The 23,496-nt window shown below is 64.4% G+C and carries 20 protein-coding genes; 4 read left to right on the forward strand and 16 right to left on the reverse strand.

From position 1 onward, the window contains the following. Window positions 1-87: 87 nt before the first annotated feature. The 12 genes from AC1M7R_RS22845 to AC1M7R_RS22900 form a co-directional block, all read right to left on the reverse strand. Window positions 88-1,725 carry a BatD family protein gene (locus AC1M7R_RS22845; RefSeq protein ID WP_315641514.1) on the reverse strand — a complete coding sequence of 546 codons (1,638 nt, stop codon included), beginning with the start codon at window positions 1,723-1,725 and terminating at the stop codon, window positions 88-90. Then, on the reverse strand, window positions 1,722-3,452 hold the full coding sequence (locus tag AC1M7R_RS22850) for a tetratricopeptide repeat protein (RefSeq protein WP_072430540.1): 1,731 nt from the start codon (window positions 3,450-3,452) through the stop codon (window positions 1,722-1,724). The genes AC1M7R_RS22845 and AC1M7R_RS22850 overlap by 4 nt, the downstream gene beginning before the upstream one ends. Next, window positions 3,449-4,528, reverse strand: a complete 1,080-nt coding sequence (locus AC1M7R_RS22855) for a vWA domain-containing protein (protein ID WP_072430541.1) — start codon at window positions 4,526-4,528, stop codon at window positions 3,449-3,451. The genes AC1M7R_RS22850 and AC1M7R_RS22855 overlap by 4 nt, the downstream gene beginning before the upstream one ends. Next, window positions 4,521-5,015: a DUF4381 domain-containing protein gene (locus AC1M7R_RS22860; RefSeq protein ID WP_072398922.1), complete on the reverse strand. Its 495-nt coding sequence runs from the start codon at window positions 5,013-5,015 to the stop codon at window positions 4,521-4,523. Before AC1M7R_RS22860 ends, AC1M7R_RS22855 begins: the two co-directional genes overlap by 8 nt. Next, window positions 5,012-5,956 (reverse strand): DUF58 domain-containing protein, encoded by a 945-nt coding sequence (locus AC1M7R_RS22865; RefSeq protein ID WP_072398923.1) that lies wholly within the window; start codon window positions 5,954-5,956, stop codon window positions 5,012-5,014. The genes AC1M7R_RS22860 and AC1M7R_RS22865 overlap by 4 nt, the downstream gene beginning before the upstream one ends. A 9-nt stretch (window positions 5,957-5,965) precedes the next feature. Continuing rightward, the gene (locus AC1M7R_RS22870; protein ID WP_072398924.1) at window positions 5,966-6,925 is read right to left on the reverse strand and encodes an AAA family ATPase; all 960 of its coding nucleotides are present in this window, start codon (window positions 6,923-6,925) and stop codon (window positions 5,966-5,968) included. Window positions 6,926-7,199: 274 nt separating this feature from the next. Then, the gene (locus tag AC1M7R_RS22875; protein WP_490609939.1) at window positions 7,200-8,177 is read right to left on the reverse strand and encodes a 2-hydroxyacid dehydrogenase; all 978 of its coding nucleotides are present in this window, start codon (window positions 8,175-8,177) and stop codon (window positions 7,200-7,202) included. Window positions 8,178-8,193: 16 nt separating this feature from the next. Then, the gene (locus AC1M7R_RS22880) at window positions 8,194-9,492 is read right to left on the reverse strand and encodes an MFS transporter (RefSeq protein ID WP_072398926.1); all 1,299 of its coding nucleotides are present in this window, start codon (window positions 9,490-9,492) and stop codon (window positions 8,194-8,196) included. Window positions 9,493-9,580: 88 nt separating this feature from the next. Further along, the gene (locus AC1M7R_RS22885; RefSeq protein ID WP_072398927.1) at window positions 9,581-10,561 is read right to left on the reverse strand and encodes a sugar kinase; all 981 of its coding nucleotides are present in this window, start codon (window positions 10,559-10,561) and stop codon (window positions 9,581-9,583) included. Further along, window positions 10,554-11,336, reverse strand: coding sequence for a sugar phosphate isomerase/epimerase family protein (locus AC1M7R_RS22890; RefSeq protein WP_315641510.1), 783 nt, complete (start codon window positions 11,334-11,336; stop codon window positions 10,554-10,556). Before AC1M7R_RS22890 ends, AC1M7R_RS22885 begins: the two co-directional genes overlap by 8 nt. Window positions 11,337-11,488: 152 nt before the next feature. Then, on the reverse strand, window positions 11,489-12,514 hold the full coding sequence (locus AC1M7R_RS22895) for a LacI family DNA-binding transcriptional regulator (RefSeq protein ID WP_490609940.1): 1,026 nt from the start codon (window positions 12,512-12,514) through the stop codon (window positions 11,489-11,491). A 276-nt stretch (window positions 12,515-12,790) separates the two neighbouring features. Beyond that, window positions 12,791-13,144 (reverse strand): hypothetical protein, encoded by a 354-nt coding sequence (locus AC1M7R_RS22900; RefSeq protein ID WP_072398930.1) that lies wholly within the window; start codon window positions 13,142-13,144, stop codon window positions 12,791-12,793. A gap of 430 nt (window positions 13,145-13,574) precedes the next feature. Between AC1M7R_RS22900 and AC1M7R_RS22905 the strand changes: the two genes are divergently transcribed. After that, window positions 13,575-18,443, forward strand: coding sequence for an NAD-glutamate dehydrogenase (locus tag AC1M7R_RS22905; RefSeq protein ID WP_337349272.1), 4,869 nt, complete (start codon window positions 13,575-13,577; stop codon window positions 18,441-18,443). Window positions 18,444-18,544: 101 nt separating this feature from the next. On the opposite strand, the gene AC1M7R_RS22910 is transcribed toward AC1M7R_RS22905, so the two are convergent. The 3 genes from AC1M7R_RS22910 to pdxR form a co-directional block, all read right to left on the reverse strand. Next, a complete protein-coding gene (locus AC1M7R_RS22910) occupies window positions 18,545-18,949 on the reverse strand; it encodes a cupin domain-containing protein (protein ID WP_072398932.1) in 405 nt (134 codons plus the stop codon). Window positions 18,950-19,180: 231 nt separating this feature from the next. Further along, window positions 19,181-19,474: an antibiotic biosynthesis monooxygenase family protein gene (locus AC1M7R_RS22915; protein ID WP_072398933.1), complete on the reverse strand. Its 294-nt coding sequence runs from the start codon at window positions 19,472-19,474 to the stop codon at window positions 19,181-19,183. 123 nt (window positions 19,475-19,597) lie between these two features. Continuing rightward, complete coding sequence (pdxR, locus tag AC1M7R_RS22920; protein ID WP_315641506.1) at window positions 19,598-21,031, reverse strand: MocR-like pyridoxine biosynthesis transcription factor PdxR; 1,434 nt, start codon at window positions 21,029-21,031, stop codon at window positions 19,598-19,600. A 203-nt stretch (window positions 21,032-21,234) separates the two neighbouring features. Between pdxR and AC1M7R_RS22925 the strand changes: the two genes are divergently transcribed. Continuing rightward, window positions 21,235-21,675 carry a carboxymuconolactone decarboxylase family protein gene (locus tag AC1M7R_RS22925; protein WP_072398935.1) on the forward strand — a complete coding sequence of 147 codons (441 nt, stop codon included), beginning with the start codon at window positions 21,235-21,237 and terminating at the stop codon, window positions 21,673-21,675. A gap of 39 nt (window positions 21,676-21,714) precedes the next feature. On the opposite strand, the gene AC1M7R_RS22930 is transcribed toward AC1M7R_RS22925, so the two are convergent. Next, a complete protein-coding gene (locus AC1M7R_RS22930; protein ID WP_072398936.1) occupies window positions 21,715-22,035 on the reverse strand; it encodes a hypothetical protein in 321 nt (106 codons plus the stop codon). 205 nt (window positions 22,036-22,240) lie between these two features. Between AC1M7R_RS22930 and AC1M7R_RS22935 the strand changes: the two genes are divergently transcribed. Both AC1M7R_RS22935 and AC1M7R_RS22940 read left to right on the forward strand, forming a co-directional pair. Next, the gene (locus tag AC1M7R_RS22935) at window positions 22,241-22,873 is read left to right on the forward strand and encodes a secretin and TonB N-terminal domain-containing protein (RefSeq protein WP_072398937.1); all 633 of its coding nucleotides are present in this window, start codon (window positions 22,241-22,243) and stop codon (window positions 22,871-22,873) included. Then, on the forward strand, window positions 22,870-23,415 hold the full coding sequence (locus AC1M7R_RS22940; protein ID WP_072398938.1) for a sigma-70 family RNA polymerase sigma factor: 546 nt from the start codon (window positions 22,870-22,872) through the stop codon (window positions 23,413-23,415). Before AC1M7R_RS22935 ends, AC1M7R_RS22940 begins: the two co-directional genes overlap by 4 nt. Window positions 23,416-23,496: the final 81 nt, after the last annotated feature.

The raw sequence follows: 23,496 nt of genomic DNA on the forward strand, positions 1-23,496 counted from the left end.
AATCGGGAGCCAATTGCGTGGCGAGGGGATTTATCCCCTCGCCACAGGTGCTGTGCCTGGCTTGATTGCTCTGTATGGATGCGTGAGCTATTTAGGGTACAACGGCGGCAACCCTGAATCGCCGGCCGAATCTTGCGCGTTTTCGGTGGGCGGGATGGCGCGGATGGCGCGCCACAGGTCTTCGCCTTGCCAGTGCTGGCCGGTTTCGCTGTAGAGCGCACCATTGAGGCCGTCGAGGGCATCGGACAGCGGTACGAAGCGCGCCGCCATGTCGGCCAGGGTTTCCGGCTGCTGCCGGGCCCAGGCGTCCAGGGCCTGGCGGGTGGCGTGGGGGTCGTTGGCCAGGCAGGTGCGCTTGAGGTCGTCCAGCAGGGTGCGAGGGCTCGGCCCGGCCTGGGTGGCGCGAAGCACCGCCGGCTGCGAACGGGCCCGCCACCACAGGCCGAAGCCGAGCAGGGTGGTGCAGGCCAGGAGCAAAGTGCTCAACTGCCAGTACCACAGGGTTTCGCTGTCGACGGTGGTCACCACCTGTGGCGTGCCCGCCGGCGTATCCACCATCAGGCTGGGGTTGTTCGCCACCTGCAGGGTCCGCGCCGGAAGGCTGGTGCGATCCAGGTGGTTTTCCAGGGTGTTCCACCAGACCACTTCCACCGGCGGCAACTCGATGGTGCCGCTGCGGTTGGGCACCAGCGCCTCGCGGTCTTCGCGGCTGCCCACCAGCCCCCGTTCGCTGCTGCGGCTGCTGAGCACCGGCTGGTCGGGATAGCGGCGCAGGCCATTGATTTCCGTGGCAGGCAGCGGTGGCAACTGGGAACTGGCCAGGCCCTCGGCTTCGAGGGTCAGGCTGCGGGTCAGGGAATCGCCTACCTGGCTGTGGGTCGGTTCCGGGCTCCAGCTCTCGCTCAGGGAAAGGCTGCGGGCCGGTAGCCACGGTACGTCGGGGGGGTAGCTGGCGGGCTTGGGGTCGACGGTCAACGACAGTTGGGTCGAGCTGACCCGCATCAACTGGCCGGGCTTGGGGCCCGATGGCGCGGCCCCCTGGGCCACCGGTTCGACCAGGGTCGCGCTGAATGTCTGGGCCGGTATCGTCAGCTCGCCGCTGCGCTGGGGGTAGATGCCGTAACGCAGCTCGATCACGCCATGGCGCACGTCGTTGATGACTTTCTCATAGGTGCGCGATTCGCCCAGTTGCTCGGTGCGGGCATCGGGGATGTGCAGGGGCGTCAGGCTGCTGTCGTCGTACAGCGACACCGAATGGTAGATACGCAAGGTCAGGATCGCCTGGGCCTGCACGTACACGCGGTTCTGGTCGAGGCTGGCTTCGATGAACACCGGTGCCAGGGTGCCGGAGGCGTTGCGGGTTTCGCTTTCGATCACTTGCAGGGTGATCGGCTGGCTGCTCACTTCCCCCAGTTGCAGGGAAGGAATGACCACCGTGCCACTCTGGCGCGGCAGCAGCGTCACGATCCAGCGGGTGGTCGCGCGGTTTTCGCCGTCCAAGGTCGTCAGTTGGTTGACCTGGCGGGTGCCGCGCACGTCGAACAGCGCCTGGAGCGGCCCCAGGTCAGGCTTGCCGAACAGCGTGGCGTCGTTGGACTCCAGGGTCAGCTCCACCGTTTCCCCGGAGTTCAGGCGGCTGCGGTCGACGCTGGCGGTCAACTGCGCGGCCTGGGCCGCGCCGATCCAGAGCAGCAAGACAAGGAACTGGGCGGTGAAGCGGATCATGGGGTTTTTCCCTGGGCCTGGTGGCTTTGTTGTTCATACCAGAATTTGCGTCGCAGCAGTTCGCCCGGATTGTCCGGAATCTGGCGCAGCCATTGCTCCAGTGCCTGGCGCTGTTCTTCTTCGTTGCGTCCGGCGGCGGGGCGCAGTGGCGGAGTGGTGGTCTGTTCGTCGGGCAGCTCGCTTCCCGGTACGTCCTGGGCGCCGTCCGGTGCCGTCGGCGATGGCTGGGCTTCTTCCGGCGGTGTCGTTGCCTCGGCGGAGGACGATTGGGCCTGTGAAGACTGGGGCGGCGTATCGGCGCCGGGCGATTGTTCGGCGGGGTTCGATGCCTCGCTCTCGGCAGGCTCGGGTTCGTCCGGGGGCACTGTCTGTTCTTTCAACAGGCTCTGCACCAGAGCCTTGTTGGTCTGGGCGGGGCGCAGGTCCGGTTGCAGTTCCAGGGCTTGTTCATAAGCATCCAGCGCGGCTTCCAGTTCGCCGCTCCTGGCCAGCGCATTGCCGCGATTGTAATGGGCGCGGGCGTCGGAGCCCTCGGCAAAGCGCCGGGCGGCTTCGCTGTATTGCCCGGCCTCGTAGAGGGCGACGCCTTGCCACTGGCTGTCTTCGAAATGAGCGGCGGCCTCTGCCGGACGCTTTTGCTTGAGCAGATGCTGGCCCTGCTGGTCGGGACGCAGCCACAGGTCCTCGAATTCGAAGGCATGCCCGGTCTGCGGCAGCACGAACAGCAGCGGCAGGCAGAACAGCCAGCCCCGGCGTCCGGCACAGGCGGCCAGCAGCAACAGCGGCAGGAGCAGCCAGTAACCCTGGTCGGCCCAGGTGTCCAGGCGCAGGGTCTGGCCGTCCTGGCGCAGATGCCGTGGACCTTCCAGCAAACCAAGGCCTCGCAGGTCGCTGTCGTCCAGGCGCGCGGGACGGTAACGGCCGTCCAACTCGTTGATGAAGGCCTTGAGGCTGGGGCTGTCCAGGCGCGGCACCAGGATCGCGCCTTGTGCATCCTTGAGGTAGCTGCCATCGCCCTGGGCCACCGGCGCGCCTTCGCGTGTCCCGATGCCCAGCATCAGCAAGCGGGTGGCGGAGCCGTCCAGGACCTGGCGGATACCCTGGCGTTCCTGCTCGTTCAGGGACGAACCGATCAGCAGGATCCGCCCATGGCCGAGCCCGCCCTGGTCCAGCAGGGCCATGGCCTTGTTGATGGCCAGATCGGCTCGATGCCCCCCTTGCGGCATGATCGAAGGGGCCAGAGCTTCGAGCAGGTTGGCGCTGGTGGCCAGATCGTCCGACAGCGGCACCAGGGTGTGGGCGCTGCCGGCGTAGACGACTATCGCGGTCTGGGCGTCGCTGCGGTTATGCAGCAGGTCCAGCAGCTTGCGCCGGGCCTGCTCCAGGCGAGTGGGCGGCACGTCGGTGGCGAGCATTTCCGGGGTCAGCTCCAGCACGACCACCAGCGGGTCGGCGGGCTTCTGGCTGGTCTGTTCGACCCGTGCCCAGCTGGGGCCGAGCAACGCCAGGACCATCAGCAGCCAGCCCAGGCCCAGGGCGATCCAGGGCAAGCGGCTTTCCCGACCGCTGCCGCCGCTGAGCAACACCGCGTGGAAGGCCGGCGGCAGGATCATCTGCCAGCGGCCCACCCGTTTCTGCCGATGCCACAGCTGCCAGAGCAACCACCCCAGCAGGGGCAGCACCAATACGAAAGCGGGGCGCAACCAGTGCGGCCACAGGCTGATCATCGGCGCCTCCGCAAGCGCAGGCGCTTGAGCCGTTGACGCCATTCGGCATGTTGGGCCGGCTGGAACAGCGGCTGGGTGAACAGACGCTGCAAGGGGTTGTCCGGCCAGCGCTCACGGACCACCAGCAGCATGCTCAGCAGCAAGGCTATGCCCAGGGGCCACTGGTACAACGCCTGGGCGGGGCGGGCCTGGGTCGGCTGCTGAATCACCGGTTCGAGTTGGTCGAGGGTGGTCTTGATCTCGAGCAGTTGCCCACCGTCCTGGGCCCGGAAATACCGACCACCCGTGGCCTGGGCGATCTCCTTGAGCGCCGGTTCGTCCAGGTCCAGGCTCGGGTTGACGCCGAGAAAGCCCGCCGTGCCGCTCTGCTCCGGGTCGGCGCCGATGCCGATGGGGTAGATTTTCACGCCCTCGTCGGCGGCCAGCCGGGCGGCGGTCAACGGGTCGATTTCGCCACCGTTGTTGGCACCGTCGGTGACCAGGATCAGCACGCGGCTGTGGGCCGGGCGCTGGCGCAGGCGCTTGAGGGCCAGGCCGATGGCGTCGCCGATGGCGGTGTTCTTGCCGGCGATGCCGATGCGCGCCTCATCGAGCCAGCGCCGGACGGTGTGGCGGTCAAAGGTCAAGGGTGCCTGCAGATAGGCCTGGCTTGCGAACAGGATCAGGCCGACCCGGTCGCCTTCGCGTTTTTCGAGAAAGTCCCCCAGCATGTGCTGGACCAGTGCCAGGCGACTGACTTCCTCGTCCTGCCAGCGCATGTCGGGGAAATCCATGGACCCGGAGACATCCACCGCCACCAGCAGGTCGCGACCGCTGGCGGCAATCGGCAATGGCTCGCCCAGCCACTGCGGGCGGGCGGCGGCGATCAGCAGGAGCAGCCAGAGCAGGATGAAGGGCGCCTGCTGGCGCCAGCTCGGCAGGCTGGCCCGGGCGCGACGACCGACAAGGCCTTCGAGGTCTTCCAGGAAGCTGACCTTGAGCACCGATTCGCCGCTGTCGGCCGGCGGCAGCACCAGGCGCATCAGCCAGGGCAGCGGCAACAGGGCGAAGATCCACGGCCAGGCGAACTCAAACATGCTTGCGAATCCAGATTTCGACGGCCTGGGTCAGGCCGGCGATGGCTTTGTCGTCCAGCTTGCATTCGGGTTTGTAGGCGCCTTCCACCAGCACCATCCAGCGGGTCAGGCCGGCGGCCGGACAGCGGTTATCCAGGAAGGCCAGCCATTTGCGCCCGTTGAGGGTATGGCTCTGGCTGTAGGGATAGTGGTTGCGGCACAGGCGCTTGAGCAGCCCGTTGAGCTGTTGCAGCCAGGCACCGGCCGGCGCGCCGTCATAGGGCTTGGGCAGTTGCGCGAGTTCGGCCAGGGCGGCCAGGCGCACCGGGTCCAGGGGCTGCTCGGCGCGGTCGGTGTTGCGCTTGGCCGGGATGAAGCGGCGCAACTGCCACAGGCCCAGGCCCAGCAGGGGCAACAGTACCAGCAGCAGCCACCAGCCTGGCGCGGGGGGCCAGAAACCGATAGGCGGTGGCGCTATCAGTGGCTGCAATTGATCGAGGCTACTCATCGTTTTTTCCCCGGTCGTCCGGGATTCAGGTATTCGCGCAACTGTTCGACCATGTCGCCCTGGGTGCTGAGGGGCATCATCAGGATGCGCAGCTTCTGCGCCAGCATTTCCCAGCGCCCCAGGCGTGCCTCGGCCTGGGCACGATAGGCCTGGCGCAGCTCCACGTTGAGCGTATCGAGCTCCAGCTGCGCGCCGCGCTGGGCAAAGCGCAACAGACCGGCCGCGGGCAGGGCATGATCCAATGGGTCGGACAGCGGCAGCAGCAGCAGATCGCAATGGCGCGACAGCAGGCTCAGTTGCTGTTCGGCGCTGTCGGACAGCGCACGTTCGTCGCAGATCACGATCGCCAGGCTGCCGGGGCGCAGCACTTCCCGGGCCCGACGCAAGGCGATGCCGAACGAGTCGCGATCCGGCTCGCCCTCGGTGTGCAGCGACTGGTTGACCCGCACCAGGCGGTTGAGCAGTTGCAGCAGGCTCTGTTTGCTGCGCCGGGGCTTGACCTCGTAATGGGTATTGTTGCCGAACACCAGGCCGCCGACCCGGTCGTTGTGCCCCAGCGCGGCCCAGCCGAACAGGCTGGCGGCCTGGGCGGCGAGCACCGACTTGAAGGTCAGCCCCGAGCCGAAGAACAGTCGATGGCTTTGCTCGATCATGATGAAGATCGGCCGCTCCCGCTCTTCGTGGAACAGCTTGGTGTGGGGTTCCTGGGTGCGAGCGGTCACGCGCCAGTCGATGGTGCGCACGTCGTCGCCGGCCTGATAGACCCGCACCTGGTCGAAATCCACCCCGCGCCCACGCAGCTTGGAGTGGTGCAGGCCGATCAGCGGGCTGCGTTGGCCAGGCGTGGAAAACAACTGCACTTCGCGCACGCGATGGCGCATCTCGATCAGCTCCGACAGGCTGACGCGGATGCCCGGTGCGGGCGCCAGTGGGCTATTCATGACTCATGCTCAAGCGACGGCGACGACGTCGAGAATCCGCTGCACGACCCGGTCCTGGTCGATGCCCGCGGCTTCGGCTTCGAACGAGAGAATGATGCGATGGCGCAACACGTCGAACAACACGGCCTGGATGTCCTCGGGGCTGACGAAATCGCGTCCGGCCAGCCAGGCGTGGGCTCGGGCGCAGCGGTCCAGGGCGATGGAGCCCCGCGGGCTGGCGCCGTAGGCGATCCACTCGGCCATTTCCGGGTCGAACTTGGCCGGGTTGCGGGTGGCCATGACCAGTTGCACCAGGTATTCCTCCACGGCATCGGCCATGTACAGCCCGAGGATTTCCTTGCGGGCGGAGAAAATCGCCTGCTGGCTCACGCGGCGCTCGGGCGTGGTTTCGCCGTGCAGGGCTTCGCCCCGGGCCTGCTGGAGAATGCGCCGTTCTACCGCGGCATCGGGGAAACCGATCTTGACGTGCATCAGGAACCGGTCGAGCTGCGCCTCCGGCAGAGGGTAGGTGCCTTCCTGCTCGATCGGGTTCTGCGTGGCCATGACCAGGAACAGCGGCGACAGCTCATAGGTGCTGCGCCCGACGCTGACCTGCCGCTCGGCCATGGCTTCGAGCAGGGCCGACTGGACCTTGGCCGGGGCCCGGTTGATTTCGTCCGCCAGCACCAGGTTATGGAAGATCGGCCCCTGCTGGAACACGAAGCTGCCGGTTTCCGGACGGTAGATTTCCGTGCCGGTGATGTCGGCCGGCAGCAGGTCGGGGGTGAACTGGATGCGATGGAACTGCGCTTCGATACCTTCGGCCAACTCCTTGATGGCCTTGGTCTTGGCCAACCCCGGCGCGCCTTCCACCAGCATGTGGCCGTCGGCGAGCAGGGCGATGAGCAGGCGCTCGATGAGTTTTTCCTGGCCGAGAATCTGCGTTGAAAGAAAGGTTCGCAGCGCCAGCAGCGCTTCACGATGTTCCATCGATGACTGTTCCTGGAAAGGGAAGCCCCTGGCGTTCGGATAACGTCGGGGCTGGGGGCGTTACTTTAAAGCATGGCGGGGGGTGGCGACTAACGGGATTTTGTCCGGTGTGCGGATTTGTGATCGGTTTGGATTCAAGAGGTGAGGTCGGACCAGGTCGCAATGACGGTCATAGCGTCAGCATGGAAGCAAGCTGAGCCGCACCCTCACGATCAGGCTGGCTTTCACGGAAGATTGGCGGAGCGCCATCCCCTCGCCACAAAAGAAGGACGACTCAGCCTTTCCAGGCGTCGGGGTTGACCAGGTTGGCCGGCCGCTCACCGGCCAGGGCCGCCAGCAGGTTGTCCACCGCGCAGCGGGCCATCGCCTCCCGGGTTTCGTGGGTGGCCGAGCCCATGTGTGGCGTCGCCACCACGTTGTCCATCTGCAGCAGCGGCGAATCCGCATTCAAGGGCTCGCGCTCGAAGACATCCAGCCCCGCGCCACGGATCTGTTTGTTGCGCAGGGCTTCAATCAGCGCCGCTTCGTCCACCACCTTGCCTCGGGAAATATTGATGAAAATACTCTCGGGGCGCATCCGGGCAAACGCCTGGGCGTCGATCAGACCGTGGGTCTCGGCGGTCAAGGGCAAGGTCAGGCAAATGAAGTCCGCCTGCTGCAACAGGCTGTCGAGACTGCAATAACGCGCGTTGAAACGCTGCTCGACCGCAGGCTTGGGTGAGTGGCTGTGGTAGATCACCGGCATGCCGAAGCCGAAGTGCCCGCGCTGGGCCAGGGCTTCACCGATGCGACCCATGCCGATGATACCCAGGGTCTTGCCATGGACGTCGCTGCCGAAATGCTTGGAGCCGATGCTCTGTTGCCAGCCGCCGGCACGGACCAGGTTGGCCAGCTCCACCACGCGGCGAGCGGTGGCCAGGATCAGCGCGAAACCCGTGTCTGCGGTGGTTTCGGTCAGCACGTCGGGCGTGTTGGTGAGCAGGATCCGGCGTTCGGTCAGGTAGTCGATGTCGTAGTTGTCGACCCCCACCGAGACGCTGGCGATGGCTTGCAGGTCTGGCGCCAGGTCCAGCAGCGAGGCGTCCAGCCGGAGGCTGGCCCCCAGCAGGCCATGGGCGCCAGGCAAGGCGTCGCGCAGTTGCGCCAGGCCCTGGGCATCGAGACGTTCGACCAGGGTCACCTGGGCCAGGGCTTGCAGGCGGGCCATCAGTTGTTCGGAAAGGGCCTTGTATAACACCACGTGTTTTTTCATGGGGATCGGTCTCGATTCAGGAGTGGGCGGTCGCCGGGTGTGGCTTGGCGGCCTTGGATTCGACCCGGTCGCTGGCGCCAGGCTTGAGGGCGAGGGTCAGCACCACCGACAGAAGCAGTGCGCCGCTCATCAGCAGGAACGACATGCCTGGAGAACCGGTGGAACCGTTGAGGTAACCCACCAGGTAGGAGCCGCCGAAGGAGCCCAGGGCGCCCATGCTGTTGATCAACGCCATGGCGCCACCTGCGACATTGGCCGGAAGGATCTCCGGGACGATGGCGAAAAACGGCCCGTACGGCGCATACATGCAGGCCCCGGCGACCACCAGCAGGCTGTAGGACCACCAGAAATGCTCGGGCCCCAGCAGGTACGAGGCATAGAACGCGATGGAGGCGACCAGCAGTGGCGGCCAGACGAAACGCTTGCGTTTCTGGGCCTTGTCCGACGCCCAGGACACCACGAGCATGCCGGCCACCGCCGCCAGGTACGGCAAGGACGACAGCCAGCCGGCCTCCACCATGCTCATTTGCTGGCCTGCCTTGAGGATCGACGGCAGCCACAGCACGAACCCATAGACCCCGATGCTCCAGCAGAAGAACTGCAGCGCCAGGATGATGACCTTGGGCGAGCGGAAGGCCTCGGCGTAGTTCTTCACCGCCTTGATGCCGACCTGTTCCGCTGCCAATGCGCTCTCCAGGTCGTGTTTTTCCTGGGCGTTGAGCCATTTGGCCTGGGACGGACGATCATCCGCCAGGCGCCACCAGATAAAGGCCCAGAACACCGCCGGCAGGCCCTCGATGATGAACATCCAGCGCCAGTCGAACTGCTGCACCAGATAACCGGACACCACCGACATCCACAGCATCGTCACTGGGTTGCCGAGGATCAGGAAGGTGTTGGCGCGCGAGCGTTCGGCCCGGGTGAACCAATGGCACAGGTAAACCAGCATGGCCGGCATCACGGCGGCCTCGACCACGCCGAGCATGAAGCGGATCACGATCAGCCAATAGGCATTGGAGACGACGCCGGTCAGCGTCGCCAGCGAGCCCCAGAGTATCAGGCTGACGAAGATCAGCTTCTTGACGCTGTGCTTCTGGGCGTAGATCGCCCCCGGTACCTGGAAGAAAAAGTAGCCGAGAAAAAACAGGGCCCCCAGCAGGGACGACAACCCCGGTGTGATCATCAGGTCCTCGGCCATGCCCGAGGCGGCGGCGAACCCGTAGTTGGCCCGATCCAGATAGGCCAGGCTGTAGGTGATGAACACAATGGGCATGATGTACCACCAGCGGCGGGTGGCGAGGTTGAGCGTTTGCATGTCGTTGACTCCTGAGCTTGTTGTTTTTGTTTGCAGCAGGTGTGTTTTGCGGTGGCCTCTATCGCGAGCAAGCTCGCTCCCACAGGGGTTAACTCGATCCCATGTGGGAGCGAGCTTGCTCGCGATAGGCGGTTTCAAATTCAGCCAGTAACTCAATGCGAGTCGGCAATCCCTCCATGTCTCCACGGCTCTGTACCGCGCGGCTGCCAATCCAGTTGGCGCGCTGCACGGCCTCGGTGATGGCGCGTCCTTCGAGCAACGCACTGACCAGGCCAACGGCAAATCCATCGCCGGCGCCCACGGTGTCCACCACGCGCGCCACCGGCACGCCAGGCACAACGCCTTGTTCAAGCGGCGTGCGGTAATAGGCACCCTGCGCGCCGAGCTTGATCACCACGGCGTCGGCGCCCTGGTCCAGGTAGAACGCGGCGATGTCGGCGGGCTCGTCGTACCCGGTCAGCAGCCGCCCTTCGCCGAGTCCCGGCAAGACCCAGTGGGCGAGGGCGGCGAGGCGATTGACTTCGCCGATCATCGTCGACTCGCTGGCCCACAGGCCTGGTCGCAGATTGGGATCGAACGACAGGCTACGGCCGGCTTCGCGCATGCGGGTCATCAACTCGAAGGCCATCTGCCGAGCCGTGGCCGACAGCGCCGGCACGATACCGGTGGCGTGCAGGTGACGGGCTTGCAGCAGCGCCGGCACGATGGACGCCACCGACAGATGGCTGGCCGCTGAGCCGCGTCGGAAGTATTCGACTTGCGGGTCGCTGCCATCATCGGTACGGGACTTGAACTGGAATCCGGTGGGGTGCGCTGGATCCACCGCCACGTGACTGCAGTCCAGGCCTTCGTTCTCCAGCGTCCGCACCACGAAACGGCCCAGGGAGTCGGCGCCGACCCGGCTCAGCCATGCCACCTGCAAGCCCAGCCGGGACAAGCCGATGGCGACGTTGCTGTCGGCCCCGGCGATGCGTTTATGAAACTGGTTGACGCAGGCCAGATCACCGTTCTGGTCGGCCACCAGCATCGCCATGGTTTCGCCGAACGACAATACATCGAGCTCAGACATGGGCGGGCTCCCGGCTCGATTGCCCAAGTTGGGCGAGGGCGGCCACATGCTCCCTGGTCAACTGCAACAGGTCTTCGCCTTGCAGTGGGTATTCGACGGCCCGCATCACGCCGGCCGGCATCTGTTTGAACAGTTGTCCCCACACATGCAGGTCCGTCACTGCCGGCGGCATGGCCACCAGCTTGCCGTCGGCGCGTCGGGCCACCGCCTTGCAGTGCACATACGCCACATAGCGGCCGAGCTGCCGGGCCGCCATGGCCGCCGATTGGTCCTGCCATTGCCAGTTGCCAATATCGAAGGTCATGCCGATGGGCAACGCTTGCTGCTCGGCTGCGGCGAAGAACCGTTGCAACGGTTCGATTCGCCCGCCCTGCAAGGTCTGGTCGTTTTCCACCAGCAATTGCACCGGGCTTGCGGCGAGCACATCCGCCAAGGCTGACAGGTCATGGGAATCGGTGAAGTGACCGAGGGAGACTTTCAGCCATGTGGAGCCGAACGCCTCGGCACGTTGCAAGGTAGGCGCCAGGGCGGGATTGGGTTTGGACCGGCCCGCGAGCCACAGCTCGAGGGGGGACGAAAAAATGCTCTGCAAACCTTTGGCCTGGGCGCTCGTGGCCAGCTCGGCGGGCTGTTCGGTGGTGAGCAGTTCCTCGCGCCATTCGACCCGCGAGGCGCCGGCGGCGGTCAGCAGATCGATGAAACTGCCTTGGCCATGTTGCCGCACCAGGTCGGCGCCGTAGCTGGAAAGGCTGATGGAAACGGGTGGCTTGTTCATTGTTGTCACACCTCTGAAACCGGTTTCAGTTCTGGTCAAAAAAAAGGGGGAGCTTCAGGGCCTCATCGCGAGCAAGCTGGCTCCCACAGGGGTCTTCAATGCGCTACAGATCCAGTGTGGGAGCGAGCTTGCTCGCGATAGCGCCCTCACCATCACCGACCATTGCCAAGCGTCGACCCACGCTCGATCAACCGCGCCGCAAAATCCAGGGTCCGCACCGGCCCGCTGTCGCCGCGCAAGCGCTTGAGCAGGCATTCGAATGCACTGGCGCCGATCTCGGCAGTGGGTTGGGCGAGGGCCGTGATGCCGCTGCCCACCAACGGATACCAGTCCAGGTCGTCGAGGGCGATCAGGCCCACGTCGTCGAACAGGTCGCAGCCCAGTTCACGCAACACCCGGGTGGCGGACAAGGCTGCAATGCCATTGGCGCAGAACAGCGCCTTGGGGCCCCGGTCCGGCTGGGCCAGGAAGGTCTCGATGCGCGTGGTCAACTGATCGCAGATTTCCACCACGGTGCCGCAGAGGGCGGGGCGCTGCTCGATGCCAGCCTTGAAGCTCTCGACCCGCTCGATTCGCGAGCTGGTCCCGTCGAACGGCTCGGTTACCAGCAGCAGGTCACGGTAGCCTCGCTGTTCAAGGTGATCGAGGGCCATCGTCACGGCGGCGGGGTTGTCCAATCCCACCAGGTCGCTGTCGAGCCTGTCGACCTTGCGGTCCACCAGTGCCAGGGGCATCTCGTTGCGCAGTTCGAGCAGTTCGTCCCGGTGATGGCCGAGGGTGTTTACGATCAAGCCTTCGATGTTGTAGGCGCGCAACAGCGCCAGGTGCTGGCGTTCCTGCTCGTCGTCCCGGTCGGTGTTGCATACCACCAGGCTGTAGCCATGGCGACGGCAGGCGGTTTCCACACCATGCATCACGGCAATCGAATAAGGGTTGCGGATATCGGCCACCAGCATGCCGATCAGGCGAGTACGGCCGCGCTTGAGGCCGCGGGCCATCTGGTTGGGGCGATAGCCCAGTTCACTGATCGCTTGCTCGATGCGCCGGGCGATGGCTTCGGAGAGCAGGGCGCGGTCCTCGCCGATGAACCGCGAGACGCTGGCCTTGGAAACCCCGGCGCGTTCGGCCACATCAAGCATGGTGACGCGGCTGCGCTGGGCGGCGGAGAAAGAATTCACGGATGGAAACCTGCTTATTGGAATTATTCAACGGTTCTGAAACCGGTTTCAGGAAACCTCAGAACACAGTCGCCCGTCAAGGGCGTCTCGATGCGAGAGCGACCGACGGTTGCCACGTCGCGAGCGGTTTTGAGGTGACGGTCACTCTCTTGCAAGCTGAGCCGCCGCTATCGCGAACAAGCTCGCTTGCACGATGGTGACTTGCACAGGTTGGTGAACGACGCCAGTCCTGTGGGAGCGAGCTTGCTCACGATAGCGTCCATTGAAACGCTGGAATCAGTCCTGTCTTACGTAGGTCCCGGTACCCCGGAGAATGTTCTGCAGGGTCAACTCCACTTCCACCAGATCCGCCGCATCGGTGCAGTGGCTGATTTCCAGCACGTCGTCGCCATTGAGAGCATCGACGTGCGCCGCGGCGATCTCGATCTTCAGCAGGGTCGGGCTGAGGGTCACCTTTACACCATCCAGTGTCGAAGGCTCGCCATCGAGCGCGATCTCCAGCTCGTCCTCGTCGGGATAACGGCTCATGAGGAACATTTCGCCCTGGGCGCTGTGGCAGCAGAGCATGGCCATGTTGTCTTCTTCTTCATCACACGGGTTGGCGATCAGAAGGGCGGTGGTCATTTTCAAGGTGATGGCTCCAGGATCGAGTGCACGTGCGGGGTGCAAAAAGTGGATTCTGCCAGCGCGAAGGATTTTCTGCTGGTTTACCGCCTCGGGGTGCCGTTTGGTCCCCAGCCTGCTAGGGTTGTCCGGTGCGTACCGGCTGTTTAGCTAGCCGTTGACCGAATATGTCGCAGCGCTGCAAGCATGCTCGTTGTCGCACTCGTTAAGCTGCGCAACGGATGCGCACCTGCCAAGAGCACCGTGGGGTGTTTTTGGCAGGTGTTCATCACATGGAAGGTTACATGGAAAAGGAATGTGACCTGCGGGTCTTGTCCAGCTTCACCCACCTGTCGTCCTGTTTCCTCTGCCCGAGAATCAGGAACAGGATGGCCGGCAGCCCGAGAGGGGTTGCACGACGCTTTCATCAATAACAAGCCCAAGCGGAGTACCACAGATGGCGTTCTTCACCGCAGCCAGCAAAGCCGACTTCCAGCATCAACTGCAAGCGGTACTGGCGCAGCACATCAGTGAACAGGCACTGCCACAAGTGGCGCTGTTCGCTGAACAATTCTTCGGCATCATTTCCCTCGATGAACTCACCCAGCGCCGGTTGTCCGACCTCGCCGGTTGCACCCTGTCTGCCTGGCGCCTGCTTGAGCGCTTCGATCACGCGCAACCGCAGGTGCGTGTGTACAACCCCGATTACGAACGTCACGGCTGGCAATCGACCCACACCGCCGTGGAAGTGCTGCACCACGACCTGCCATTCCTGGTGGACTCGGTGCGTACCGAGCTGAACCGTCGCGGCTACAGCATCCATACCCTGCAAACCACTGTGCTGAGCGTGCGCCGTGGCGCCAAGGGCGAGTTACTGGAAATCCTGCCCAAGGGCACCCAGGGCGAGGGGATCCTGCAAGAGTCGTTGATGTACCTGGAAATCGACCGCTGCGCCAACGCCGCCGAACTCAACGTCCTGAGCAAGGAACTCGAGCAGGTGCTGGGTGAAGTGCGCGTGGCCGTGGCCGACTTCGAACCGATGAAAGCCAAGGTCCAGGACATCCTGGTGGGCCTGGACAACAGCGCCTACGCCATCGACGCCGATGAAAAGAGCGAAATCAAGACCTTCCTGGAGTGGCTGGTGGGCAACCACTTCACCTTCCTGGGCTATGAAGAGTTCGTGGTCCGTGAAGATGCCGAGGGTGGGCACATCGAGTACAACCCCGATTCGTTCCTCGGCCTGACCAGGCTGCTGCGCGCCGGCCTGACCGCCGATGACCTGCGCATCGAGGACTACGCCGTCAACTACCTGCGTGAACCGACTCCGCTGTCGTTCGCCAAGGCCGCGCACCCGAGCCGCGTCCATCGTCCGGCCTACCCGGACTATGTGTCGATCCGTGAAATCGACGCCGACGGCAAGGTCATCAAGGAATGCCGTTTCATGGGCCTGTACACCTCCTCGGTGTACGGCGAAAGCGTGCGGGTCATCCCGTACATCCGCCGCAAGGTCGAGGAAATCGAGCGGCGCTCGGGCTTCCAGGCCAAGGCGCACCTGGGCAAGGAACTGGCCCAGGTACTGGAAGTCCTGCCCCGTGACGACCTGTTCCAGACGCCGGTGGACGAGCTGTTCAGCACCGTGATGTCCATCGTGCAGATTCAGGAGCGCAACAAGATCCGCGTGTTCCTGCGCAAAGACCCGTATGGCCGTTTCTGCTACTGCCTGGCCTACGTGCCGCGCGACATCTATTCCACCGAAGTGCGCCAGAAGATCCAGCAAGTGCTGATGGATCGCCTCAAGGCCACGGACTGCGAATTCTGGACCTTCTTCTCCGAGTCCGTGCTGGCTCGTGTGCAGTTGATCCTGCGGGTGGACCCGAAGAACCGTATCGACATCGACCCGCTGCTGCTGGAAAAGGAAGTGGTACAGGCCTGCCGCAGCTGGAAGGACGACTACGCCAGCCTGGTCATCGAGAGCTTCGGCGAAGCCCAGGGCACCAACGTGCTGGCGGACTTCCCCAAAGGCTTCCCGGCCGGCTACCGCGAGCGCTTTGCCGCCCATTCGGCGGTGGTGGACATGCAGCACCTGCTGAGCCTGAACGAAACCAATCCGCTGGTGATGAGCTTCTACCAGCCATTGGGCCAGGTATCCGGCCAGCGCGAGCTGCATTGCAAGCTGTACCACGCCGACGCGCCGCTGGCCCTGTCCGACGTGTTGCCGATCCTGGAAAACCTCGGCCTGCGCGTGCTGGGTGAGTTCCCGTACCGCCTGCGCCACAACAACGGCCGCGAGTTCTGGATCCACGATTTCGCCTTCACCGCCGCCGAAGGCCTGGACCTGGACATCCAGCAGCTCAACGACACCCTGCAGGACGCTTTCGTGCACATCGTGCGCGGCGATGCCGAGAACGATGCGTTCAACCGTCTGGTGCTGACCGCCGGCCTGCCATGGCGCGATGTGGCGCTGCTGCGAGCCTATGCCCGTTACCTGAAGCAGATCCGCCTGGGCTTCGACCTGGGTTACATCGCCAGCACCCTGAACAACCACACCGATATCGCTCGCGAACTGACCCGGTTGTTCAAGACCCGCTTCTACCTGGCACGCAAACTCAGCGGCGACGACCTGGAAGACAAGCAACTGCGCCTGGAACAGGCGATCCTCACGGCCCTGGACGATGTCCAGGTGCTCAACGAAGACCGCATCCTGCGTCGCTACCTGGACCTGATCAAGGCCACCCTGCGGACCAACTTCTACCAGACCGACGCCCACGGCCAGAACAAGTCGTACTTCAGCTTCAAGTTCAACCCGCACCTGATCCCGGAACTGCCCAAGCCGGTGCCCAAGTTCGAGATCTTCGTGTACTCGCCACGGATCGAGGGCGTGCACCTGCGCTTCGGCAATGTGGCTCGCGGCGGCCTGCGCTGGTCCGACCGTGAAGAGGATTACCGCACCGAAGTGCTGGGCCTGGTAAAAGCCCAGCAGGTTAAGAACTCGGTGATCGTGCCGGTGGGGGCCAAGGGCGGATTCCTGCCACGTCGCCTGCCACTGGGCGGCAGCCGGGACGAGATCGCGGCCGAGGGCGTTGCCTGCTACCGCATCTTCATCTCGGGCCTGCTGGACATCACCGACAACCTGAAGGACGGCGCCCTGGTGCCGCCGGCCAACGTGGTGCGGCATGACCATGACGACCCGTACCTGGTGGTGGCGGCGGACAAGGGCACCGCGACCTTCTCCGACATCGCCAACGGCATCGCCATCGACTACGGTTTCTGGCTCGGCGACGCGTTCGCCTCGGGCGGCTCGGCCGGTTACGACCACAAGAAGATGGGCATCACCGCCAAGGGCGCGTGGGTGGGCGTGCAGCGCCACTTCCGCGAGCGTGGCATCAATGTCCAGGAAGACAGCATCACCGTGGTGGGCATCGGCGACATGGCCGGCGACGTGTTCGGCAACGGCCTGCTGATGTCCGACAAGCTGCAGCTGGTGGCGGCGTTCAACCACCTGCACATCTTCGTCGACCCGAATCCGGATCCGGCCAGCAGCTTCGCCGAGCGCAAGCGCCTGTTCGACCTGCCGCGTTCGGCCTGGACCGACTACGACACCAGCATCATGTCCGAAGGCGGCGGTATCTTCTCGCGCAGCGCGAAAAGCATCGCCATCACGCCACAGATGCAGGAACGATTCGACATCAAGGCTGACAAGCTGACCCCGACCGAACTGCTCAATGCCTTGCTCAAGGCACCGGTGGACCTGTTGTGGAACGGCGGTATCGGCACCTACGTCAAGGCCAGCAGCGAGAGCCACGCCGACGTCGGCGACAAGGCCAACGATGCACTGCGTGTGAACGGCAACGAGCTGCGCTGCAAGGTGGTGGGCGAGGGCGGCAACCTGGGCATGACCCAGCTGGGTCGCGTCGAGTTCGGCCTGCATGGCGGCGCCACCAACACCGACTTCATCGACAACGCCGGTGGCGTGGACTGCTCCGACCACGAAGTGAACATCAAGATCCTGCTCAACGAAGTGGTGCAGGCCGGCGACATGACCGACAAGCAACGCAACCAGTTGCTGGCGAGCATGACCGACGAAGTCGGTGGCCTGGTGCTGGGCAACAACTACAAGCAGACCCAGGCCCTGTCCCTGGCGGCCCGCCGTGCCTTCGTGCGGATCGCCGAATACAAGCGCCTGATGAACGACCTGGAAGCCCGGGGCAAGCTGGACCGCGCCATCGAGTTCCTGCCGACCGAGGAGCAACTGGCCGAACGCGTCGCGGCGGGCCATGGCCTGACCCGTGCCGAGCTGTCGGTGCTGATCTCCTACAGCAAGATCGACCTCAAGGAGGCGCTGCTCAACTCCCTGGTGCCGGACGACGACTACCTGACCCGGGACATGGAAACCGCGTTCCCGCCGACCCTGGTGAGCAAGTTCTCCGAAGCCATGCGTCGCCATCGTCTCAAGCGCGAGATCGTCAGCACCCAGATCGCCAACGACCTGGTCAACCACATGGGCATCACTTTCGTCCAGCGGCTGAAAGAGTCCACTGGCATGAGCCCGGCGAACGTGGCGGGTGCGTATGTCATCGTTCGGGATATCTTTCACCTTCCACACTGGTTCCGCCAGATCGAAGCCCTGGACCACCAGGTCTCGGCGGACGTCCAGCTGGAACTGATGGACGAGCTGATGCGCCTGGGACGCCGCGCGACGCGCTGGTTCCTGCGCAGCCGCCGCAACGAGCAGAACGCCGCCCGCGACGTCGCGCACTTCGGTCCGCACCTGGCGGCGTTGGGCCTCAAGCTCGACGAACTGCTGGAAGGTCCGACCCGCGAAGGCTGGCAGACCCGCTACCAGGCCTATGTGGCGGCCGGCGTGCCGGAGTTGCTGGCGCGCATGGTGGCAGGCACCACGCACCTGTACACCTTGCTGCCGATCATCGAGGCATCCGACGTGACGGGCCAGAACGCCGCCGATGTGGCCAAGGCCTACTTCGCCGTGGGCAGCGCCCTGGACGTCACCTGGTACCTGCAGCAGATCAGCGCCTTGCCAGTGGAAAACAACTGGCAGGCCCTGGCCCGCGAAGCGTTCCGCGATGATGTCGACTGGCAGCAGCGGGCGATCACCATCTCGGTCCTGCAACAGGGCGATGGCACCCAGGACGTGGAAACCCGCCTGGCGCTGTGGCTGGAGCAGCATCACAGCATGGTCGAGCGCTGGCGTGCGATGCTGGTGGACATCCGTGCCGCCAACGGTACCGACTACGCCATGTACGCAGTGGCCAACCGCGAACTGCTGGACCTGGCGTTGAGCGGTCAGGCGGTCGTGACGGCCAACTGATCCGGCGTTGAATGAAAAGCCCCGCATCGCGAGATGCGGGGCTTTTTTGCCTTTCAGGATTGACTGTGGCCCCCTGTGGAAGCGAGCTTGTAGTGTGATCGTCAGTTTTTCAGCGGTATCAATACCGCTTCATCCTTTCCCATCACCATGAACACCAGCAGTTTCGCCGGCTCGGTCGCGCTGGCGTTTTTCGAGACCAGGTGCTCGGAACCCGCCGCTTCATACCAGAACTCCCCGGCCTTGTAGGTGGTCGCCGGCTCGCCCTTGACCTGTGAGGTGATGGCGCCTTCGAGCACATAGGCCATGGCCGTGCCTTCATGTTTGTGGGCAATGGAGGATTGGCCCGGCGCGTAGTCGACCGTGAGCATCATGGTTTTTTTACCGGGCAGGTTCTTCAACGCCTTTTCCTGCAGCACCGTGACCTTTTCCGAAGGCGCGGTTTCATGGGCGTAGGCCTGGGCGAGGGGCAGCAGGCCGAGGGCGGCGATCAGGCAGAGTGTTTTCATGGGGACATGACCTGTGTGGTTGTGAGTGGATTCGCGCTGTTGCGGCGATGAATCCACCCTAAGCCCCAGGGTGAGGCAAGCAAACGTCCAATCTTGCGGAAGGTGAGTAGACCAATGATGGGGGCGAATCCACGGCAGGCTGGCCAGTGCGATGAGCTGGCCAGCCCCTTTGTGGTGAGCGGATCAATCCCCTCACCACAATCTGGCCGGGCAGGAATAAAGCGGCGACCTTCAGACAATCGGGAAGCTGTTGAAGTCCACGCTGCGGGCCAGGCGATTGTCGATCAGGCCGATGAAGCCTTGCACTTCGGGGCAATTGAAGTGGGCCTGCATGGCCGCTTCCGATTGCCAGCGGGCGCTGACGGTCCAGCGATCGCCGTCCTCCGGGCAACGGTCGACCATATAGGCGTCGCAGCCCGGCTGGGCACGCAGGGTTTCGACGATCTGCTGCAATTGCCGGCCCAGCTCTTCCGAGCGGCCGGCGGCAGCCTGCACCTGTACGGTATTGATCACTTGGCGAGTCATTGCGCTGGCTCCTGAATCAAGTCGGACGGGGTTGTTCGGCACTCAACGGCACCTGTGCAGGATAGGCCCCCCAGGCCAAGGCTAAAACAGCCAATGGGCGGATAAATGACCAGTCCAATCGCCTCAGGCGAGCTGTTGCAGGATGTCCCGCAAGCGGTCCAGGGCGGTGTCGATGTCCAGGGTTTCGATCGCGCCAAAACCCAGGAACAGGCCCGGGCGGACCGGCGCTTCGTTGAAGAAGCCGTCGAGGCTGTACAAGCCGATTTCGGCTTTCTTCGCCAGCTCGATCACCAGCGCCAGGTCGATCGGCACCTTGCACAGTACCGCCAGGTGAAAGCCCGCGGTGGTGGGCACGGCTTCGAACCAGGGAGACAGGTCCCCGGCCATGCGGGCCAGGATGCGTTCGCGCCGACCGGCGTAGAGGGTGTGGCATCGACGGATGTGCTTGAGCAGGCAGCCCTCGGCGATGAACTTGGCCAAGGCCCATTGGGGCAGGGTGGAGGTGTGCTGGTCGGTGAGGCGCTTGGCCAGGATCACCGCTTCGAGAATGGCCGGTGGCAAGATGGCGTAACCGAGCCGCAGTTCCGGCAGCAGCGTCTTGGAGAAGGTCCCGACGTACGCCACGATGCCGCGTTCGTCCATGCTCTGCAGGGAGTCGGCAGGGCGTCCTTCGTAGCGGAACTCGCTGTCGTAGTCGTCCTCGATGATGATCGCCCCCAGCTCGTAGGCCCTTGCCAGCAAGGCCTGGCGCCGCGCCTGGCTCATGGGCATGCCCAACGGGAACTGGTGGGAAGGGGTCACGTAGATCAGCCGCGTACCGTCGGGAATCAGGTCCACGCGCATGCCTTGCTCGTCCACCGGCACGCCGGCCACCGTCGCCCCATGGGAACCGAACAGCAGGCGCGCCGGTGGGTAGCCCGGGTCTTCCATGGACACCAGGCTACCGGGACAGGTCAGTACTCGCGAGATCAGGTCCAGGGCCTGTTGTGCGCCGTTGCACACCACCACGTCGTCATCCTGGCAATTGACCCCGCGGGAAAACGCGACGTGCCGGGCAATGGCATTGCGCAGCGCCGGCAGGCCTTCGGGCTGGCTATAGAAACCCTTGTGGCTGGCGATCTGGCGCAGGGCATGGGCGGTGCAGCGGCGCCAGTCGTCCAGGGGAAACTGGCCCTTGCCGGTGGCGCCACCGATGAAGTCGTAGCGCAGGGCACTCTCGACGCTGGGGTGGCGCATCAGGTCCGGCATGTTGCGCCAGGCTTGCACCACCTCGGCGCCGGCCAGCTCCCGGTGGCTCTGCTTGTGCACGATCCTGGCCGGACGGGCGTTGACGTAGGTGCCCTTGCCTATGATGCCGGTCAGGAAGTTCTCATAGGTGAGCTGCGCATAAGTATCGGAAACCGTCTTGCGAGACACCCCCAGCTGTTCGGCCAGCAACCGGCTGGGGGGCAGTTGGGTACCGGCGGCCAGGCGGCCGCTTTCGATGGCGCTGCGTAATTGTTGATACAACTGGCTCGTCAGGTCCTTGCGGCCGTTGATGACGACATGAAGTTCCATACCCGCTGGCTCCTGGGGCAATTGGTTGCGGCGAGCATCAAAGGGGCAAGATTACCCGTATTGGATAAGCGCGTAGAAGTTGCGTGGTGAAAATCCCGCCTATTGGCTTCTGGACGGTGGTCCCGGTTTTTTCGTTGAATTGGACCTGTCCCTGGCGGCCCGCAGGCCCTACCGTGACGCTATCGAACGCCACGGAGCCCGCCATGAGCCAGCGTCTGGATTACTACAGCGCCTCCCCCGGGGCGATGAAAGCGATGATCGGCCTGGAAGCGCTGGCCAGTCGCCTGAGCATCGAGCCGGCGCTGCTGCACCTGATCAAGATTCGTGCCTCGCAGCTCAACGGCTGCGCCTTTTGCACGGACATGCACTCGGTGGACGCGCGACGCCAGGGTGAGACCGAACGACGCCTCTACGCCGTGGCGGTCTGGCGCGACAGCGGCTTTTTCAACCTGCGCGAACGTGCCGCCCTGGCCTGGACCGAAGCGGTCACGCTATTGGCCGAAAGCCAGGTGCCGGATGACGTCTATGCCCTGGCCCGTAGTCAGTTCGCCGAAGAAGAGCTGGTGGACCTGACCCTGGCGATCAGCACCATCAACGCCTGGAACCGTCTGGCGGTGAGTTTCCGTCAGAGTCCCAGCGCTTGATCGACACGGCACCCGGACGGCTGTTGAGGCGCAGCGAAGTCATTGGCCGCTGGCTGGCCTCTGGGGCTTGGCCGACGTGCCGAACGTATTGCCCATGCGCACCCCGGTAGCCGCCGGCGTTGCCAGGCCGACGCTGTTGGGCGGCCGCCGCTCGACGGGCACGTCCAGGGCTTCCCGGGCCTGTCGAGCGGCGGCCGCGGCCTGTGGATCGTTGCCCATCTGACGGCTCAGGCAGTTGTAGTCGGGGGTCTTGTAGCCACCCACCGTCACCTCGATACAGGCCGGCGCCTCGTCGCCCCAGGCGCTGCAAAGCACCGTGAACAATCCCACTCCCGCCGTCATGCCCATCCACTGTTTCATCGCTGACCTCCTGGCCCGTCACCGCGGACGGCGCGTTGTCAGGGCATCAGTCTAGTGCGGTCCGAGGGATTTGTATCAGGTGTCATACGACATTCATAAACAGCCCTCAGGATGACGTTTTTCAACGGATACGTCAGTCGTGCAGCAAGGCAGCGCCAGGGGTGGATGCAGGCGTGGATTGACCAGGCCCCCCTTGGGTTGGCTGATGGTGTGGTTGTGTCTGCTGGCCGCTCCGGTGCGGGCTGTTGGCCTGGTGGAGCTGGACATCGCGCCCCAGGCATTGACCACGGCGCTGGAGCAGTTCAGCCGGGCGACCGGCATGGCGGTGCTGGTGGACCACGGGTTGTCGAGCCGACGCCAGACCCTGGGTGTCCAGGGGCGATTCACGCCTTCCGAAGCCTTGAACGTATTGCTGCGCGGTACAGGGCTTGCGGCGCATTACGCCCGGGCGGACGCCTTCACGTTGCAGCCGGTGCGGGTCCGTGAAGTCGCGCTGCCCCCCGGCGCTGCGCCGGGGTTGAGTGAAGGCAATTATGCGGCGGCCATCCAGGCGGTCATCCAACGCAATTTGTGTGCGTCGCCACTGACCCGTCCGGGCAGCTTTCGCGCGTTGCTGCAGGTGTGGATCGGCCGCGACGGGGTGGTCCAGCACACTCGCCTGGTCGCTTCCACCGGGAATCTGATGCGTGACAAGGCCCTGGTCAACAGTATGCAGAACCTCAGGATCGACCGCCCGGCGCCCACGTCGTTGCGCCAGCCGGTGACCCTGCTCTTGTTACCCGACTCATCAGGAAAACGCATGGAATGCACAGCAGGGGAAGGGGTGTTCGGGCAATGAAAGACACTGGTCGCAACCCGATGGTCAGGCTTTTCCTCACCTCCTACGAGGATTTCAAGGTTCGCCTGCGCCGACGCCTGGGTTCCGAGGAACTGGCCAACGATGTGTTGCACGAGACCTACCTGCGAGTCGATCGCATGGACGACACACCGGACATCGCCCAGCCCAACGCCTATCTGTATCGCATGGCCCTGAACATCGCCGCCGACCGACGGCAAGCCGATGCTCGCCTGCTGACCGGCGGCGAGATCGACGAACTGCTGCAGGTTTCGGATGAGGCGCTGGACCCGGCCCGGGTCGTGAGCGGGCAGAAGGAACTGCAGACCTTGCTCAAGGCACTGTATGAATTGCCGGCGCGCCGGCGCAGGATTTTCATCGCGGCGCGCCTGGAAGAAGCACCGCACCTGGAAATTTCCCAGCGATTCGGTATTTCCACCCGGATGGTGGAGAAGGAAATCAAGGCCGCGCTGGGGCATTGCGCCCAACGCCTGGAAAGAAAAGTCATCCAACGGTTCGGTCCCGGGGCGGGAAAACAGTCTTGAAGGTTAGGCTGTGTACGAAAAGTGCCTGCGCGACGACCCTGCTGCCGTTGAGAACAGGCTCGCAACGCTCATTGGCAACCC

The sequence above is a fragment of the Pseudomonas sp. MS01C9 genome, assembly GCF_058202755.1.

Excerpts from the sequence above, each read along its gene's own strand:
- AC1M7R_RS22845 (WP_315641514.1), bottom strand. The coding sequence starts at position 1,725 with ATGATCCGCTTCACCGCCCAGTTCCTTGTCTTGCTGCTCTGGATCGGC.
- AC1M7R_RS22850 (WP_072430540.1), bottom strand. The coding sequence starts at position 3,452 with ATGATCAGCCTGTGGCCGCACTGGTTGCGCCCCGCTTTCGTATTGGTG.
- AC1M7R_RS22855 (WP_072430541.1), bottom strand. The coding sequence starts at position 4,528 with ATGTTTGAGTTCGCCTGGCCGTGGATCTTCGCCCTGTTGCCGCTGCCC.
- AC1M7R_RS22860 (WP_072398922.1), bottom strand. The coding sequence starts at position 5,015 with ATGAGTAGCCTCGATCAATTGCAGCCACTGATAGCGCCACCGCCTATC.
- AC1M7R_RS22865 (WP_072398923.1), bottom strand. The coding sequence starts at position 5,956 with ATGAATAGCCCACTGGCGCCCGCACCGGGCATCCGCGTCAGCCTGTCG.
- AC1M7R_RS22870 (WP_072398924.1), bottom strand. The coding sequence starts at position 6,925 with ATGGAACATCGTGAAGCGCTGCTGGCGCTGCGAACCTTTCTTTCAACG.
- AC1M7R_RS22875 (WP_490609939.1), bottom strand. The coding sequence starts at position 8,177 with ATGAAAAAACACGTGGTGTTATACAAGGCCCTTTCCGAACAACTGATG.
- AC1M7R_RS22880 (WP_072398926.1), bottom strand. The coding sequence starts at position 9,492 with ATGCAAACGCTCAACCTCGCCACCCGCCGCTGGTGGTACATCATGCCC.
- AC1M7R_RS22885 (WP_072398927.1), bottom strand. The coding sequence starts at position 10,561 with ATGTCTGAGCTCGATGTATTGTCGTTCGGCGAAACCATGGCGATGCTG.
- AC1M7R_RS22890 (WP_315641510.1), bottom strand. The coding sequence starts at position 11,336 with ATGAACAAGCCACCCGTTTCCATCAGCCTTTCCAGCTACGGCGCCGAC.
- AC1M7R_RS22905 (WP_337349272.1), top strand. The coding sequence starts at position 13,575 with ATGGCGTTCTTCACCGCAGCCAGCAAAGCCGACTTCCAGCATCAACTG.
- AC1M7R_RS22910 (WP_072398932.1), bottom strand. The coding sequence starts at position 18,949 with ATGAAAACACTCTGCCTGATCGCCGCCCTCGGCCTGCTGCCCCTCGCC.
- AC1M7R_RS22915 (WP_072398933.1), bottom strand. The coding sequence starts at position 19,474 with ATGACTCGCCAAGTGATCAATACCGTACAGGTGCAGGCTGCCGCCGGC.
- pdxR (WP_315641506.1), bottom strand. The coding sequence starts at position 21,031 with ATGGAACTTCATGTCGTCATCAACGGCCGCAAGGACCTGACGAGCCAG.
- AC1M7R_RS22925 (WP_072398935.1), top strand. The coding sequence starts at position 21,235 with ATGAGCCAGCGTCTGGATTACTACAGCGCCTCCCCCGGGGCGATGAAA.
- AC1M7R_RS22930 (WP_072398936.1), bottom strand. The coding sequence starts at position 22,035 with ATGAAACAGTGGATGGGCATGACGGCGGGAGTGGGATTGTTCACGGTG.
- AC1M7R_RS22935 (WP_072398937.1), top strand. The coding sequence starts at position 22,241 with ATGGTGTGGTTGTGTCTGCTGGCCGCTCCGGTGCGGGCTGTTGGCCTG.
- AC1M7R_RS22940 (WP_072398938.1), top strand. The coding sequence starts at position 22,870 with ATGAAAGACACTGGTCGCAACCCGATGGTCAGGCTTTTCCTCACCTCC.